The sequence below is a fragment of the Streptomyces sp. CB09001 genome (assembly GCF_003369795.1).
Lineage (GTDB): Bacteria > Actinomycetota > Actinomycetes > Streptomycetales > Streptomycetaceae > Streptomyces.
The window spans coordinates 2,225,001-2,237,892 of the sequence record NZ_CP026730.1 but is presented as its reverse complement, the minus strand read 5'-3'; the positions used below and the strand labels follow the sequence as shown (position 1 = coordinate 2,237,892).

Genomic DNA, 12,892 nt, shown 5'->3' with positions numbered 1-12,892 from the left:
TCAACCCTTTACTCCGGTCAGTGTGACGCCCTCGACGAACGCCTTCTGCGCGAAGAAGAACACGAGGATCACGGGGGCCATGACCAGCACGGTCGCGGCCATGGTGAGGTTCCAGTCGGTGTGGTGGGCGCCCTTGAAGGACTCCAGGCCGTAGGAGAGGGTCCAGGCGCCGGGGTTCTCGGAGGCGTAGATCTGGGGGCCGAAGTAGTCGTTCCAGGCGTAGAAGAACTGGAAGAGGGCGACGGCCGCGATGCCCGGCCTGGCCATCGGCAGGACGACCTTCAGCAGGGTCCGCAGCTCCCCGCAGCCGTCGACCTTCGCCGCGTCCAGGTACTCGTCCGGGATGGTCAGCAGGAACTGGCGCAGCAGGAAGATGGAGAAGGCGTCGCCGAAGGCCATCGGGATGATCAGCGGCCACAGCGTGCCGGACAGGTCCAGCTGCTTCGCCCAGAACAGGTACATCGGGATGATGATCACCTGCGGGGGCAGCATCATCATCGAGATCACGAGCATCAGGGACAGGTGCCGGCCCCGGAAGCGGAACTTGGCCAGCGCGTACGCCACCGGGATCGAGGACGCCACGGTCAGCACGGTGCCGAGCCCCGCGTACAGCAGCGTGTTCTTCCACCAGGTGAGGAAGCCGGGCGTGTCCAGGACCGCCCGGTAGTTGCCCCACTCCCAGGTGTGCGGCCACAGGTCCCGGGTGAGGGCCTGCTGGTCGCTCATCAGCGAGGTGAGGACCACGAAGACGAACGGCAGCGTGAAGAAGAGGGCGGCGGCCACGCCCAGGGAGTGGACGGCGATCCAGTGCAGCAGGACGCGTCGGCGGGCGGTGCGCTCCTCGGTGGGCGGCGGACTGCCGGCCGCTACGGGCCGGGCCGGCGCCTCGGCCGTCGATACCTGGGTCATCGGTCACCTGCCTGGAGAAGTCCGCCCCGGCGGCGCATCAGCAGCGCCGTGAACGCCATGGCCAGCGCGAACAGCACGAGGGCGACCACACAGGCGGAGCCGTAGTCGAAGCGCTGGAAGCCGAGGTTGTAGACGAGCTGGGGGAGGGTGAGGGTCGACTTGTCGGGATAGCCGGGTTCGAAGGACTGGCCGGAGCCGCCGATGATCCCCGAGGCGACCTTCCCGGCGACCAGCGGCTGCGTGTAGTACTGCATGGTCTGGATCACGCCCGTGACCACGGCGAACAGCACGATCGGCGAGATGTTCGGCAGCGTCACGAACCGGAACCGCTGCCAGGCCGAGGCCCCGTCCAGCTCGGCCGCCTCGTACTGCTCCTTCGGTACGTCGAGCAGCGCCGCCATGAAGATCACCATGAGGTCGCCCACGCCCCACACGGCGAGCGCGGTCAGCGCCGGCTTGGACCAGGCGGAGTCCGTGAACCAGCCGGGCGCCGGTACGCCCAGTCCTTCCAGGACCGAGTTGACCGGCCCCGTACCGGGGTTGAGGAGGAAGACGAAGGCCAGCGTCGCGGCGACGGGCGGGGCGAGGTAGGGCAGGTAGAAGAGGGTCCGGAAGACCCCCGCTCCCGTCCTGATCTTCGTGATGAGCAGCCCGACCCCGAGCCCGAACACCACCCGGCAGGTCACCATCACCAGCACCAGCCAGAGGGTGTTGCGCAGGGCGGGCCAGAAGAGCGGGTAGTCCTGGAAGACGTACGCCCAGTTCTCCAGGCCCCGGAACTCCGGGACGCCGAAGCCGTCGTACTTCATCAGCGAGAAGTACACGGTGGACACCAGGGGGTAGACGAAGAAGACGCCGAACCCGACGAGGCAGGGCGACATGAAGGCCGCCGTCCGAAGCGCCGAGGAACGGCGCTTCGCGCGGAGCGTGTTGGTGGCCATGGACCGCTACTTCGCCTGCGCGATGTCGCGGTCGATCTGCGCGGCGGTCTTCTCCAGACCGGCCTTGAGGTCCTTCACCTTGCCCGACTCGTACTGGTAGCCGAAGTCCTGGAGGGTCAGCTGGTAGGTAGCGCCGTTGACGGAGGCCGGCGGGGAGTTCGACTCGGGGTGCTGGGCGATGTCCAGGAAGGTCCTGAACGCCGGGTCGGTCTTCAGGTCGGGCGACTTGAGGGCCGGGAAGGTGGAGGGCACGTTGCGGATGGCGTTGGCGAAGGCGACGACGGCCCCGGTGTCGGTCGTCATGTACTTCACCAGCTCCCACGCGGCGTTCTGCTTCTTGCTCTGCGGGGCGATGCCCATCACGGTGCCGGAGAGGAATCCCTTGCCGTACTCGGCCACCTCGTCGTCGGCGACGGGCATCGGCGCGGTGCCGATCTCGAAGTCGACCCCGGCGTCCTTCGCCATGCCGAGCCGCCACTCGCCGTCCAGCTGCATGGCCACCTGGCCGGTCTGGAAGGGGTGCTTGGCGCCCCACTCGTCGCCGAAGGTGTTGCGGTACTTCTCCAGCTTCTCGAAGCCGCCGAGGTCGTCGACGAGCTTCTTCTGGTAGGTGAACATCTCGGCGAACGCCGGGTCCTTGGCGACGCCGGACTTGCCGTCCTCGTCGAAGTAGGCGTGGTCCCACTGGGACATGTAGTGGTCGACGACGGTCTCGTACCCGTGGTAGTTCGGCATGAAGCCGAGCTGCTGGTACCCGTCGCCCTTGGTCTTCGTCAGCTTCTTCGCCACCTGGGCGAACTCGGACCAGGTCTTCGGCGGGGCCTCGATCCCGGCCGCCTCGAAGGCGTCCTTGTTGTAGTAGAGGCCGTAGGCGTCGCCGAGCAGCGGCAGGGCGCAGCGCGTCCCCTCGAACTGGGTGTACTCCAGCATCGGCTTCGGGATCAGCGCGTCCAGATCGAGCTTCGACTTCTCGACGAACGGCTTCAGGTCGAGGAAGGCGCCCGAGGAGCAGAACTTGCCGATGTTGGAGGTGGTGAACGAGGACACCACGTCGGGGCCGCTCGAACCGCCCGCGCGCAGGGCCTGGTTGAGTTTGTCGTCGTTGATGTTGCCGACGACCTTCACCTTGATGTTCGGGTGCGCCTTCTCGAACCGGTCCACGTTCGCCTGGACGGCCTTCACCTCGGCGGGCGCGCTCCAGCCGTGCCAGAAGGTGATGGTGGTCTCGGCGTTCGGGTCGTCGGAGGCGCCGGTTTCGGACTGGCCGGTACAGGCGGTGGCGAGCAGGGCGAGGGAGGCGGAGGCGGCGACCGCGAGGGCCGCTTTTCTGGATATTCCGGGCATGACGAAGCTCCCAGGGGCAGGGCGGGGACAGGTGGGTGGGGCGAGTGGGTGGGGCGGGGCGGGGCGGCGCGGGGTTCAGCGCGAGGTGTCGAAGACCTCGTCGCGGGTGGTCGCGAGCGCGCTCTCCAGTGCGCCGCGCAGGACGGGGTGCTCGGTCACGTCACCGACGGCGAGCCGGGGCCGGGAGGCCGCCAGTTCCTCCAGCTCGTCCTGGACCAGGTCGCGCAGCGCCTCGCCGCCCGCGGTGAGTGAGGTGCCGCTCAGGACCACCAGCTCGGGGTCCAGGACCGAGACGAGGGAGGCGAGGCCGGTGGCCAGGCGGGTGGCGTAGGTCTGGAGCAGCCGGCGGTGCGGGTCGTCGTCGGCGTCGGCCCGTGCGGCGCGGGCCACCAGGGTGGCGGCGACCTCGGTGTACGGCCCCGAGGGCAGGTCGGCGACGCCCAGCTCCCGGGCCAGTCCCGGCAGCGCCTGCGAGCCGGCCAGCTCCTGGAAGCCGCCGCTGCCGGTGCGGCTGACCTTGCGGACCAGTGGGGCACCGGGCACCGGCAGGAATCCGACCTCGCCGGCGCCGCCGGTCCAGCCGCGGTGCAGCCGGCCGCCGAGGACCAGGGCGGCGCCCAGGCCCTCCTGGTTCCACAGCAGGACGAAGTCCTCGTGCCCCCGGGCCGCGCCGAGTCGCTGCTCGGCCACGGCGGCGAGGTTCACGTCGTTCTCGTACTCCACCGGCATCGGCAGCGCGGCGGCGAGTTCGTCGAGCAGGGTGGGGGAGTGCCAGCCGGGCAGGTGGGAGGCGTACCGCAGCCGTCCGGTGCCCGGGTCGAAGGCGCCGGGCGTGCCGATGACGAGGCGGTGGACGTCGTCGCGGGCGAGCCCGGCGGCCTTCACCGCGCCGTCGAGGGCGTCGGTGACCTGCTGGACGACGGGGGTGACGGTGCGGCGGCCCGGGGTGGGCAGCTCGAACCGGCCGACGGTGCGCCCGGTGACGTCGGCGACCGCGGCGAGGACGCGGCCCGGGGTGACGTCGATCCCGGCGGCGTACGCGGCGGCCGGGTTGACCTCGTAGAGCTGGGCGCCGGGCCCGGGGCGTCCCTCGGTCGTCCCCCCGGCCAGGACCAGCCCCGCAGCCTCCAGCCGGGCCAGCAGCTGCGAGGCGGTCGGCTTGGACAGGCCGGTCAGCTTGCCGATCCGGGTCCGGGACAGCGGCCCGTGCTCCAGCAGGAGGTCGAGCGCGGCCCGGTCGTTCATGGCGCGCAGGACGCGCGGGGTGCCCGGCGTACCGGCGGTTCCTGCCATGCGTGTCCACACCTGCCTCTCGACCGCTCAGCTTTTCAGGGGGCGGTGGGGGAAGTCCACCGCGCGGATCACGGGAAACGTTCCGGCGGGACGTCCGGCGTGCGTCTGTTAGGAAAGTTTCCTGTTGGCTGGAGAACGTAGGCCCGGCCGCAAGGAGCCGTCAAGAGACCGCCCCCGAGGCAACGCAGTCGTTACCTCGGGGGCGGGAAGCGCAGCGGGCGGGGCTACTTGCTGGTGCTGGGCGGCGGAATGGGGGAGGCCGCCACCGACTGCGGCGACACGGTGCTCGCGTACGCCGACGGCGCCGCGACGCCCGCCGTCGGGTCGGCGGCGGCCGGGGCGCCCTCCAGCGGAACCGTGGCACCCCCGACGATCGCGATGCCGGCCGCGTCGAAGGCCCGCTTGATGCGCCAGCGCAGTTCACGCTCGACGGTGAGGGACTTGCCGGGCATGGTCTTCGCGGAGACCCGCACCACCATCGAGTCGAGCAGTACGGAGTCCAGCCCGAGGGTCTCGATCGGCCCCCAGAGCATCTCGTTCCAGGGCTCCTCCTTGCTCATCCGCTCGCCGACCGCGGAGAGGGTCTCCTTCACCTTGTCCAGGTCCTCGTCGGAGCGGACCGTGACGTCGACGCCGGCCGTGGACCAGCCCTGGGAGAGGTTGCCGATGCGCTTGACCTCGCCGTTGCGGACGTACCAGATCTCGCCGTCGACGCCGCGCAGCTTGGTCACCCGCAGCCCGACCTCGATCACCTCGCCGGAGGCCACACCCGCGTCGATGCTGTCGCCGACGCCGTACTGGTCCTCCAGGATCATGAAGACGCCGGACAGGAAGTCGGTGACCAGGTTGCGGGCGCCGAAGCCGATCGCGACACCGGCCACACCGGCGGAGGCCAGTAGCGGGGCCAGGTTGATCTGGAAGGTGCCGAGCACCATCAGGGCCGCGGTGCCGAGGATGAGGAAACTGGCCACCGAGCGGAGCACGGACCCGATCGCCTCGGAACGCTGGCGGCGCCGCTCGGCGTTGACCAGCAGCCCGCTCAGCGCGGTGCCCCCGGACGTCCCGCTCCTGCGGTTCATCCGGTCTATCAGCTTGGTGATCGCCCGCCGCACCACGGCACGCAGCACGACCGCGATCACCACGATCAGCAGCACCCGCAGCCCGATCGCGAGCCACGTCGACCAGTTCTCCTCGACCCAGCCCGCGGCGTTCGTCGCGCTCTCGTGGGCCTCCTTCAGCGAGGGCACGGTCGGCGCCGTCGGGGACGGCGACGGCGAGGGTGACGACGCAGAGGACGCAGAGGACACAGACGGCGAACCGGCGGCCGGCAGGGGCAGGACGGCGGCGGACAGGGACACGGCGGAAACCTCCAGGTGCGGCGGCCCGTCCGGCGCGGTCCGGTCCGAGGTCCGGTCCAAGGTCACGGAAAGGTCACCGGACGGGCAGATGCACCACACTAACGGGGCACCGGACCCGGTTCGGCCCGAAACCGGCGGGGGAGACACTGCTCACCCACGCCCGAACCGGTCACGCCCAAGCCCACGCGCCCCGTGTGGTCGAAAACACTCCCAGCCCGTTACCGGGACATGGTGGCGCTACGACCAGGCATGAGGGGAGACTGAACCAGATCGTCCCGGCGCGAGCCACGCGCCGCCGACGCCCAAGGAGGCACCCGTGCCGCATGTCCTGGTCCTCAACGCGTCGTACGAGCCACTCGGCGTCGTACCGCTCCGCCGCGCGCTCGTCCTCGTCCTGGAGAACAAGGCCGTGTGCCTCGAGGAGTCCGGCGCCTTCCTGCACAGCGCGACCGTCACCGTGCCCGCACCCAGCGTGGTCCGGCTCAAGCGGTTCGTGCGGGTGCCCTACCGGGGCCCCGTCCCGCTCACCCGACGCGCCCTGTTCGCCCGCGACGGGGGCCGCTGCATGTACTGCGGCGCCGTCGCCACCAGCGTCGACCACGTCATCCCGCGCAGCCGCGGGGGCCTGCACGCGTGGGACAACGTGGTGGCGTCCTGCCGCCGCTGCAACCACGTCAAGGCCGACCGCCACCTGGTCGAGCTGGGCTGGCGCCTGCGCCACAAACCGGCCCCGCCCACCGGTCTGGCCTGGCGCATCATCGGCACCGGCCACCGGGACCCGCGCTGGTTGCCGTACTTGCAGCCGTACGGCGCGGAGGACGCCATGGCCCGGATCGACGGCATCTCCGCCTGACGTCCGGGCCTCCGCCTGCTCCGGCTCAGCGCACCCAGTTCTTCAGCGGCTCGGTGTCCAGGACGATCCCGACCGGCTCGGGCAGCGCGACCTCCTTGCCGAAGGGCAGCGTCTGCACGGTCTCGTACCGTCCCCCGTCCGGACGGCTGTGCACCTTGACCTCGCAGGTGTCCCGGTCGATCAGCAGGTACACCGGGATCCCCGTCCCGGCGTAGGCCCGGGGCTTGTCGACCCGGTCGCGCCGGTCGGTGTCCGAGTCGTACGAGGTGACCTCGACGACCATGAGGACGGGGGCGGGGTCGGCCCATTCGCCCTGGCCCACGAAGGCTTCCGCCGGGGCCAGTGAGCCGTCCGGCCGGGCACGGCCGCCCCGGTACGCCTCGACCACCAGTCCCTGTGTCGGATCCAGCCACAGGTCGGGTCGGTGCTGCATGCAGATCCGCGTCAGCCATTGGATGACGCGTCCGTGGTCGCCGTCGGGAACGGCCTTCCCCCCAAGATGTCCGTTGATGAACTCGAGCCGCGCGCCTTCTATGCTCCGGTCTGCGTGGCGGGCGAGTTCCTCGAACTCGGTGACGAGCATCTGCGGCCTGTCGGCGGTCACGGTCACAAGGCTCCTCCGGGTCTGCGGGGGTCCACCCCGTCAGCGTAGGGGAGATCCGGCCGGTCAGGGGTGGCGCCAGGTGAGGGTGTAGCGCCAGAAGAGGCGTCGGCGCAGTCGGGCGCCGGGCAGAACTTCCCGTGCCGCTTCGGTGATGTCGGAGAACGTCATGTCGGCCGGCCGGGTCCGGGCGGTCATCGAGGCCGGGCGGGGTCTTGCGCAGCCCCTGTTCTTGAGCCACCCGATGGCGGCATTGGGGAGGACGGCGGCCGCGCCGAGCAGGTGGTCCGTGACGGTCCGCGGTCGGTAGAGACCGACGACGGCCAGGGTGCCGCCGGGGGCCAGGTGCCGGCGGAAGGTGTCGAGGCCCTCGGTGAACGGCAGGTGGTGGAGGGCGGCGACGCAGGTGATGACGTCGTGGGGTCCGGCGGGGAGGTCCGTCAGGGCGTCGGCGACGGTGAAGGAGGCCGCCGTCGACGTGGCGGTCAGGGCGCGTGCCCGTGCGGTGATCGCCGGATCCGAATCGACGCCGCGGACCTCGTCGGCCCGGGTGGCGAGCAGGCGGGCCAGGTCACCAGCGCCGGAACCGACGTCCAGCGCGCTGCCGAACCGGTGGGGGAGCTGCCGCAAGGTCCAGCGGTGGTAGTGGGCGTTGTGGTCCCAGGGGTGAGCGGCGTTGAACCGGTCGAGCGCCTGGTGGAGCCGATGCGGCAGTGACTTCATGTGTTCCTTCGACGATTCGTCCTCGGGCCACAGTTCCCAGGGCTGTGAGTGCCCGTGCGTGGCCGGGCCCGGTGACCGGTTTGGGTGATCCATGCCCGGGTTACGTGTTTTTTTGGCTGGGTCTGTACGTATTCAGGAGAGGGCGGATGTGACCAGGGCCACGTTGGCGGTATTGGGGCGTCTGTCCTCGCGGGGACTGGGTAGGGGCTGCCGTAACTCGCCACAAGCGTGCTCGGTACGACGCCTCACCCAGAGCCCGATCAAGAGCCCGAACCACCGTCCGACCCAGAGCCTGATCCAAAGGAGACCCCCGTGGCTGCACTGGCGCCCCTTCTGCTGCCGGCCCCCTCCAAACCCGTGGCGGAGCCGTCCACCCCCTGGGCGGAGCCCTCCGCCGCCTCCGAGACCCCGCACTACTGCGTCTTCGGCGCCACCGGCAGCTGCGCCGAGACCCCGCTGACCAGCGAACCGCCGCTGCCCGACGCCGAGCCCCTCACCAGCGAGTCGCCGTTCGCCGACGCCGTACCGCTGACCAGCGAGTCCTCGCCCGAACTCACGGCCGACGTGCCGGAGCAGGGCGGCCCCTCCTTCGCCGTCCCCGTTCCGGAACCCACGAGGTCGTAGAGGAAGCAGATGCCCGCAGCCCAGCCGGCCGAGCCGCCCACCGAGGACCTTCCCGAGGATCTGACCAGGCTCGCCGCCCTGCACGGCGTCGCCACCTCCTACCGCCCCTCCCCGGACCGCACCGTCCCGGCCACGGCCACCGCCGTCACCCTCGCGCTGGCCGCCCTCGGCGTGGACGCGACCACCCCCGGGGCCGTACGGGCCGCGCTCGCCGCCCGGGACGCCGAGCTGCGCGAACGGCTGCTGCCGCCCACCGTCGTCCGCTGGGACGGCGGCGGCACCCCGGCCGCGCTGGCCGCCCTGCCCGCGGGCTCCCGGCTGCGCGTCGAGACCGAGCAGGGCGAGCGCCGCGGCGGGGTCGAGGGGCTTGCGCACGGCGTCCACCGGCTGACCGCCACCGCGCCCGACGGCCGTACCGCCCAGGCCCACCTGATCGTCGCGCCCGCCCGGCTGCCCGCTCCCGCTGGACGCTCCTACGGGCTTCTCGTCCAGCTCTACTCCCTCCTCTCCCGCCGCTCCTGGGGCATGGGCGACCTCGGCGACCTCGGTGAACTTGCCGCCTGGGCCGGTCGCTCCCTCGGCGCCGGATTCGTGCAGGTCAACCCGTTGCACGCGGCCGTACCCGGCGCTCCCACCGACCCGTCGCCGTACCGGCCGTCCTCGCGCCGCTTCCCCGACCCGGTGCACCTGCGGATCGAGGACGTGCCCGAGTACGCGTACGTCACGGACCACGAGCGCGCCAGGGCCCTGCGGGACCGGGCCGGGCGGCTGCGCGAGGGCGTGCTGGAGAAGGACGCCCTGATCGACCGGGACGCCGTGTGGGAGCTGAAGCGCGACGCGCTCGAACTGCTCCACGAGGTCCCACTCGGCCCGGGCCGCCGCGCCGCCTACTGCGACTACCTCGCCGCACAGGGCACCGCCCTGGAGGACCACGCCACCTGGTGCGCGCTCGCCGAGGTCCACGGCCCCGACTGGCGCCGCTGGCCCGAGGGCCTGCGCGACCCCCGCTCGGCCGACACCGACCGCGCCCGCGGCGAGCTGATGGACCGCGTCGACTTCCATTCCCGCCTCACCTGGCTCACCGACACCCAGCTCACCGCCGCCCATCGCACCGCGCGCGAGGCCGGCATGCCGGTCGGGATCGTCCACGACCTCGCCGTCGGCGTGCACCCGCGCGGCGCCGACTCCTGGGCCCAGCAGGAGTACTTCGCCGCCGGGATGTCGGTGGGAGCGCCGCCGGACGCCTTCAACTCCCGCGGCCAGGACTGGGGGTTGCCGCCCTGGCGCCCGGACCGCCTCGCGGACTGCGGGTACGCGCCGTTCCGGGAGTTGCTGCGCGGCCTGTTCCGGTACGCCGGGGCACTGCGCGTCGACCATGTCATGGGCCTGTTCCGGCTCTGGTGGGTGCCCGAGGGCCGGCCGCCCACCGAGGGCACCTACGTCCACTACGACGCCGAGGCCATGCTCGCCGTCCTCGTCCTGGAGGCCCGCCGGGCCGGTGCCGTCGTCATCGGCGAGGACCTGGGCACCGTGGAGCCCGGGGTGCGCGAGGCGCTGCGCGAGCGCGGGGTGCTGGGCACCTCGGTGCTCTGGTTCGAACGGGACTGGACCGGCGACGGCCGCCCCCTGCCGCCCGAGCGGTGGCGCGCCGACTGCCTGGCCACCGCCACCACCCACGACCTGCCGTCCACCGCCGCCCGCCTCACCGGCGAACACGTCGAACTCCGCGACCGGCTCGGCCTGCTCACCCGCCCGCTGGAGGAGGAACGCGCCGAGGCCGCCGCGGACACCGCCGAGTGGCTGGAGGTCCTGGCCAGGCTCGGACTGCTGCGCGGCACCGGCGGCGACACCGGAACGCCCGCCGAGGAGGCGGAGATCCAGGCCGTGCACCGGTTCCTGCTGCGCACCCCCGCCCACATGGCCGGCATCTGGCTCCCGGACGCCGTCGGCGACCGCCGCCCGCAGAACCTCCCCGGCACCTGGGACCAGTACCCGAACTGGCGGCTGCCCGTCGCCGACGCCGAGGGCCGCCCGGTGACCCTGGAGGAGCTGGCCGCCTCGCCCCGGCTGCACGCGCTGATCGACGTCGTGCGCGATGCCGCACGCGCTCCCGTACGGGACGCCGTACGGGACGCCGTACGGGAGCGCGGCGGCGACCGGGACGGCTGAGCGGGACGCCCGCGCCGGGCGTCCGCGGACCCCGTACGGGCACCCCGGGCGCGCGGCCGCCCGGACCGTTCGCTAACTTGGCACCGTGGACAAGAAGAACGCCCTGCGCGCCGGCGCCCTGGCAGCCGGTACGACGCTGATGATGCTGCTCATGTCGTCCCCCGCGCTCGCGCTGACGCGCGACGACGGCGACGACCCCGGCACCGGCCTGAGCGTCGTCGAGACGCTGGGCCTCTACGTCCTGGCCCCGCTCGCGCTGTTCGCGGTCATCGCGGGTCTGGTCATGGTCCTGGACCGGTCCCACCCGGACCACCGGGTGTCGGCGCCCGGTGCCAAGAACAAGGCCAAGGCCAAGGTCGCCGCGAAGGCCTGACCCGACGCCCGGCCGCCCCCAGTCTCACCGAGGGCGCCGTCCCCGCCGCACGCACGCGGAGGGGGCGGCGCCCTTCGGCATTCCCGCGGGCGGCCCCTACTTCTCCGTACCGGCGAGGAGGTCCCGCAGCAGGTCGGCCAGCTGACCGGCCCGTTCCGCGCCGAGGGAGGCCAGCGCCTCGGTCTGGGTGTCCAGGCCCGCGCCGACCGCCTCGTCGATCAGCTCGAGGCCCCGTTCGGTGAGGGTGACCTGGAGTCCCCGGCGGTCGTGCGGGTCGGGGGAGCGGCGCAGCAGGCCCGCCCGTTCCAGCTTGTCCAGCCGGCCGGTCATGCCACCGGTGGTCAGCATCAGCGTGGCCGACAGCTGCCGCGGCGAGAGCGTGTACGGCTCCCCGGAGCGGCGCAGGGTGGCCAGGGCGTCGAACTCCCCGCGCGAGATGCCGTAGCGCTCGTACGCCTTCTCCATCCGGTCGCCCATCGCGCGCGCCAGCCGGAAGACCCGGCCGAACACCTCCATGGCGGCCGTGTCCAGGTCGGGCCGCACCGCCGCCCACTGATCGATGATCACGTCGACGGGGTCCTTGCGCGGTCCGGGCTGCGGGGGGCGTTCAGTCATGCGACGAGTATCGGGGCCGTTCCGCTCGGCCGCAAGAAAGTGGCTTGACGGAAACTTGCTTAGAAGTAAGCTACTTTCCATCGAGCTTCATTCGTCTCCGAAGGGTGCCCTCATGGCCGCGACCCGCCCCGCCGTCATCGCGCTTACCGCCCTCGCCCCGGTCTCCTGGGGCAGCACCTACGCCGTGACCACCGAGTTCCTGCCGCCCGACCGGCCCCTGTTCACCGGGCTGATGCGTGCCCTGCCGGCCGGGCTGCTGCTGCTCGCCCTCGCCCGGGTGCTGCCGCGCGGCGCCTGGTGGGGGAAGGCGGCGGTGCTGGGCGTGCTGAACATCGGGGCCTTCTTCCCGCTGCTGTTCCTCGCCGCCTACCGGATGCCCGGCGGAATGGCCGCCGTCGTCGGCTCGGTCGGCCCGCTCCTCGTCGTCGGCCTCTCGGCCCTCCTGCTCGGGCAGCGGCCCACCACCCGGTCCGTGCTCACCGGCGTCGTCGCCGCGTCCGGCGTCAGCCTGGTGGTGCTGGAGGCGGCCGGGGGGCTGGACCCGCTCGGCGTGCTCGCGGCCCTCGCCTCCACCGCGTCCATGTCCACCGGCACCGTGCTCGCGGGGCGCTGGGGCCGCCCCGACGGAGTCGGCCCGCTCGCCCTCACCGGCTGGCAGCTGACCGCGGGCGGCCTGCTCCTCGCGCCGCTCGCCCTGCTGGTCGAGGGTGCCCCGCCCGCCCTGGACGCCCCGGCGATCGGCGGCTACCTCTACCTGGCGCTGGCCAACACGGCCCTCGCGTACTGGCTCTGGTTCCGCGGCATCGGCCGGCTCTCCGCCACCCAGGTCACCTTCCTCGGACCGCTCTCGCCGCTGACCGCCGCCGTGATCGGCTGGGCGGCGCTCGGCGAGGCGCTCGGCCCGGTGCAACTGGCGGGGATGGCGCTGGCGTTCGGGGCCACCCTCGCGGGCCAGGCCGTGCCGCGCCCGCGGCCGGTCGCAGCGGATGCGGAACCCCTCAGTTCTGCTTCACGGAACGGTCGAAAGGATTCGATGGACCTGACGGGTACGGCCCCGGGACGGTAGGTCCGCGAGGCCCCGGACCAGGA

At 72.4% G+C, this 12,892-nt stretch carries 13 protein-coding genes; 5 read left to right on the top strand and 8 right to left on the bottom strand.

Annotation, left to right across the window (positions count from 1 at the left end; all coding sequences use genetic code 11):
- The 5 genes from C4J65_RS10330 to C4J65_RS10310 all read right to left on the bottom strand — a co-directional run bounded on the left by C4J65_RS10330 (nucleotide 1) and on the right by C4J65_RS10310 (nucleotide 5,818).
- On the bottom strand, nucleotides 1-909 hold the full coding sequence (locus C4J65_RS10330; RefSeq protein ID WP_115742150.1) for a carbohydrate ABC transporter permease: 909 nt from the start codon (nucleotides 907-909) through the stop codon (nucleotides 1-3).
- Nucleotides 906-1,850, bottom strand: a complete 945-nt coding sequence (locus C4J65_RS10325; protein ID WP_115742149.1) for a sugar ABC transporter permease — start codon at nucleotides 1,848-1,850, stop codon at nucleotides 906-908. Before C4J65_RS10325 ends, C4J65_RS10330 begins: the two co-directional genes overlap by 4 nt.
- A gap of 6 nt (nucleotides 1,851-1,856) precedes the next feature.
- Nucleotides 1,857-3,194, bottom strand: coding sequence for an ABC transporter substrate-binding protein (locus C4J65_RS10320; protein ID WP_115742148.1), 1,338 nt, complete (start codon nucleotides 3,192-3,194; stop codon nucleotides 1,857-1,859).
- A 75-nt stretch (nucleotides 3,195-3,269) separates the two neighbouring features.
- Nucleotides 3,270-4,487, bottom strand: coding sequence for an ROK family transcriptional regulator (locus tag C4J65_RS10315; RefSeq protein WP_115742147.1), 1,218 nt, complete (start codon nucleotides 4,485-4,487; stop codon nucleotides 3,270-3,272).
- 224 nt (nucleotides 4,488-4,711) lie between these two features.
- On the bottom strand, nucleotides 4,712-5,818 hold the full coding sequence (locus tag C4J65_RS10310) for a mechanosensitive ion channel family protein (RefSeq protein WP_162833557.1): 1,107 nt from the start codon (nucleotides 5,816-5,818) through the stop codon (nucleotides 4,712-4,714).
- Nucleotides 5,819-6,161: 343 nt separating this feature from the next.
- Between C4J65_RS10310 and C4J65_RS10305 the strand changes: the two genes are divergently transcribed.
- Nucleotides 6,162-6,698 (top strand): HNH endonuclease, encoded by a 537-nt coding sequence (locus C4J65_RS10305; RefSeq protein ID WP_011028487.1) that lies wholly within the window; start codon nucleotides 6,162-6,164, stop codon nucleotides 6,696-6,698.
- A gap of 25 nt (nucleotides 6,699-6,723) precedes the next feature.
- Here C4J65_RS10305 and C4J65_RS10300 read toward each other — a convergent pair whose 3' ends face one another.
- Together C4J65_RS10300 and C4J65_RS10295 are read right to left on the bottom strand one after the other, a co-directional pair.
- A complete protein-coding gene (locus C4J65_RS10300; RefSeq protein ID WP_115742145.1) occupies nucleotides 6,724-7,308 on the bottom strand; it encodes a Uma2 family endonuclease in 585 nt (194 codons plus the stop codon).
- A 57-nt stretch (nucleotides 7,309-7,365) separates the two neighbouring features.
- Nucleotides 7,366-8,022 (bottom strand): class I SAM-dependent methyltransferase, encoded by a 657-nt coding sequence (locus C4J65_RS10295; protein WP_115742144.1) that lies wholly within the window; start codon nucleotides 8,020-8,022, stop codon nucleotides 7,366-7,368.
- A 312-nt stretch (nucleotides 8,023-8,334) separates the two neighbouring features.
- Between C4J65_RS10295 and C4J65_RS10290 the strand changes: the two genes are divergently transcribed.
- The 3 genes from C4J65_RS10290 to C4J65_RS10280 all read left to right on the top strand — a co-directional run bounded on the left by C4J65_RS10290 (nucleotide 8,335) and on the right by C4J65_RS10280 (nucleotide 11,188).
- Complete coding sequence (locus C4J65_RS10290) at nucleotides 8,335-8,646, top strand: hypothetical protein (protein ID WP_061444727.1); 312 nt, start codon at nucleotides 8,335-8,337, stop codon at nucleotides 8,644-8,646.
- A 9-nt stretch (nucleotides 8,647-8,655) separates the two neighbouring features.
- Nucleotides 8,656-10,815 carry a 4-alpha-glucanotransferase gene (gene malQ / locus C4J65_RS10285; RefSeq protein WP_115742143.1) on the top strand — a complete coding sequence of 720 codons (2,160 nt, stop codon included), beginning with the start codon at nucleotides 8,656-8,658 and terminating at the stop codon, nucleotides 10,813-10,815.
- Nucleotides 10,816-10,900: 85 nt separating this feature from the next.
- Complete coding sequence (locus C4J65_RS10280) at nucleotides 10,901-11,188, top strand: hypothetical protein (RefSeq protein WP_115742142.1); 288 nt, start codon at nucleotides 10,901-10,903, stop codon at nucleotides 11,186-11,188.
- Between the two features lie 96 nt (nucleotides 11,189-11,284).
- Here C4J65_RS10280 and C4J65_RS10275 read toward each other — a convergent pair whose 3' ends face one another.
- The gene (locus C4J65_RS10275; RefSeq protein ID WP_115742141.1) at nucleotides 11,285-11,803 is read right to left on the bottom strand and encodes a MarR family transcriptional regulator; all 519 of its coding nucleotides are present in this window, start codon (nucleotides 11,801-11,803) and stop codon (nucleotides 11,285-11,287) included.
- 112 nt (nucleotides 11,804-11,915) lie between these two features.
- Between C4J65_RS10275 and C4J65_RS10270 the strand changes: the two genes are divergently transcribed.
- Nucleotides 11,916-12,869, top strand: coding sequence for an EamA family transporter (locus tag C4J65_RS10270; RefSeq protein ID WP_115742140.1), 954 nt, complete (start codon nucleotides 11,916-11,918; stop codon nucleotides 12,867-12,869).
- The last annotated feature ends 23 nt before the right edge of the window (nucleotides 12,870-12,892 follow it).

Bases quoted from the DNA above. Each gene is read 5' to 3' on its own strand.
- C4J65_RS10275 (WP_115742141.1), bottom strand. From the start codon at position 11,803: ATGACTGAACGCCCCCCGCAGCCCGGACCGCGCAAGGACCCCGTCGAC.
- C4J65_RS10325 (WP_115742149.1), bottom strand. From the start codon at position 1,850: ATGGCCACCAACACGCTCCGCGCGAAGCGCCGTTCCTCGGCGCTTCGG.
- C4J65_RS10270 (WP_115742140.1), top strand. From the start codon at position 11,916: ATGGCCGCGACCCGCCCCGCCGTCATCGCGCTTACCGCCCTCGCCCCG.
- C4J65_RS10330 (WP_115742150.1), bottom strand. From the start codon at position 909: ATGACCCAGGTATCGACGGCCGAGGCGCCGGCCCGGCCCGTAGCGGCC.
- C4J65_RS10320 (WP_115742148.1), bottom strand. From the start codon at position 3,194: ATGCCCGGAATATCCAGAAAAGCGGCCCTCGCGGTCGCCGCCTCCGCC.
- C4J65_RS10315 (WP_115742147.1), bottom strand. From the start codon at position 4,487: ATGGCAGGAACCGCCGGTACGCCGGGCACCCCGCGCGTCCTGCGCGCC.
- C4J65_RS10295 (WP_115742144.1), bottom strand. From the start codon at position 8,022: ATGAAGTCACTGCCGCATCGGCTCCACCAGGCGCTCGACCGGTTCAAC.
- malQ (WP_115742143.1), top strand. From the start codon at position 8,656: ATGCCCGCAGCCCAGCCGGCCGAGCCGCCCACCGAGGACCTTCCCGAG.